Here is a 2,223-nt window from a genome sequence, read left to right as displayed (position 1 = left end):
TGTCAACGCCGGTTGAAATTTGACCCCTTCTCAACGGTTGAAAATTGACCCCCTTGGTGTTCATTCTTCAGTGGTCGATCCCGGGACTCTCCCGAGGTCGCGGTCTTTGATGCGGTAGGAATCGCCTTTGAGCGCGATCACTTCGGCGTGGTGGACGAGGCGGTCGATCATGGCCGCGGCGACGACGTCGTCACCGAAGACCTCACCCCAGCGGCCGAACGGTTTGTTGGAGGTGACGATGAGGCTGGCCCGTTCGTAGCGTGATGAGACGAGTTGGAAGAACAGGTTGGCGGCCTCGGGTTCGAAGGGGATGTAGCCGACCTCGTCGACCACCAGCAGCGGGTAGCGGCCCAGGCGGACGAGTTCCTGCTGCAGCCGGCCGCCGTGGTGGGCTTCAGCCAGCCGTGCCACCCATTCCGAAGCGGTAGCGAACAGGGTGCGGTGCCCGGCCTGACACGCCCTGATCGCGATGCCAATGGCCAGATGCGTCTTGCCGGTGCCCGGTGGCCCGAGGAACACAACGTTGTCTTTGGCGGCGACGAAGTCCAACGTCCCGAGGTGGGCGATGGTGTCGCGTTTGAGTCCACGCGCGTGGTCGAAGTCGAACTCCTCCAACGACTTCCGCGACGGGAACCGCGCTGCGCGGATGCGTCCCTCGCCTCCGTGCGATTCCCGTGCCGACACTTCGCGCTGCAAGCACGCCACCAGGAACTCCTCGTGGGTCCAGGACTCGGCGCGGGCCCGCTCGGCCAGTCGGGTCACCGCTTCGCGCATCGTGGGGGCCTTCAAGGCTCGGGTGAGGAATCCGATCTCCGCGCTGAGATCCCGACCGGCGCCCGAGGAGACGGTCGTCTTGGTGGTTCTGGTGGTCATGACACCAGCCCGCCGTCGCCGAGGTCGACACCCAGTGCCGCGTCGTAGTCGCCGAGGCTGCGTTGCTCGACCACGATCTGCCCGTCCGGTTCACGGATCGGACGTAGGGCGCTGATCCTGTTGCGGCGCAGCATGTTCGCCGCTTCCCGATGCTCGGCATCGGTGATCGTCTGATGGTGTGCCCACACCCGCTCGTGGTCGGCGACGGTCTTACCCTCACAGAACACCCTCACCCGATCCAGATCGGCGGTGACCTCGATACGGCGCCCGATCACGCCGGGATGCACCGAGTAGTCGTTGGAGTCCAACCGCACGTAGTGATCACGCGCCAACCGCGCCGAGGTGCGCCACCCGACCTGCGGCCCCACCGGCGGCAGCGACAGCATCGCCGCCAGATCGGCCCCGATCCGATCGATCGGAGCGCAGCCCAGCACTCGCCGCTGGCGGGCGTTGACGAGCTGCAACCACCTGCCGAACTGATGGTTGAAATCGCCCGGACCGCTGAACTCGCGGCCCGGCAGAAACGACCGCTCGAAGTGGTCGTGCGCCCGTTCGATGATGCCCTTGTGCTCCGGCTCGGCAGGCTTGAGGACGATCACCTTGGTACCCAGCACACCGCGGAAGGCGTGGCAGTCACGGGTCAATTCGATACGGCCACCACGGTTTCGGCCGATCGCGCCCTCACCGTCCCAGACCAACGTCCGCGGCACCGCACCGAGCGCGGCGATCAGCTGCCACCACCCCGCGAAAAGATCCTCCGCGCGGCGCGACGGGAGAAGCAGCGCCGAGAGCCACCGCGAATACCCCAACACCATCGTCAGCACCGGCAACTGCACCGGCCGACGGAACTGCCCGTACCCGACCGGGATCGACACTGGCGGGAACCACAGATCGCACTGCGCCACATCACCGGCGTCGTAGCTGGTGCGCCCAGCCGGGTCCGGCGGCAGATACGCCGGACGCAGCTCACGGACCCGCTCGGTGAACACCGTCATCCCACGCGTCCAGCCGACCCGCTCGGCGATCACCGTCGCCGGCATCGTCGGAGTCCTCTTCAACTCCGCACGAATCGCGTCCTCGAACGCGTCCACCGCCGACCCCGCCGGCCTGCGCTCGTACTTCGGCGGCGCCTCCGACGCCAACGCCGAACGCACCGTGTTCCTCGAGATCCCCAACGTCCTGGCGATCAACTTGATCGGCAACCCCTCCGCTCGATGCAACCGGCGGATCTCAGCCCAATCCTCCACAGCCAACAACTCCCTTCTCCTCTCGGCTCAAAAGCCGAGAATCAGACGAAGGGGGTCAAAATTCGGGCGTCGACACGGGGTCAGTTTTCAGGCGACGCCGACA

Annotated in this window: 2 protein-coding genes; both read right to left on the bottom strand. The window is 66.3% G+C overall.

Annotated elements, in window-relative coordinates:
* Positions 1–60: 60 nt before the first annotated feature.
* Positions 61–873 (bottom strand): IS21-like element helper ATPase IstB, encoded by an 813-nt coding sequence (gene istB / locus A5752_RS17695; protein ID WP_067088132.1) that lies wholly within the window; start codon positions 871–873, stop codon positions 61–63.
* The gene (gene istA, locus A5752_RS17690) at positions 870–2,129 is read right to left on the bottom strand and encodes an IS21 family transposase (protein WP_067088130.1); all 1,260 of its coding nucleotides are present in this window, start codon (positions 2,127–2,129) and stop codon (positions 870–872) included. Before istA ends, istB begins: the two co-directional genes overlap by 4 nt.
* Positions 2,130–2,223: the final 94 nt, after the last annotated feature.

Source organism: Mycobacterium sp. 852002-51961_SCH5331710, from assembly GCF_001665535.1.
Classification (GTDB): domain Bacteria; phylum Actinomycetota; class Actinomycetes; order Mycobacteriales; family Mycobacteriaceae; genus Mycobacterium.
This window is presented reverse-complemented; position numbering and strand designations above follow the sequence as displayed.

Bases quoted from the DNA above. Each gene is read 5' to 3' on its own strand.
- istB (WP_067088132.1), bottom strand. From the start codon at position 873: ATGACCACCAGAACCACCAAGACGACCGTCTCCTCGGGCGCCGGTCGG.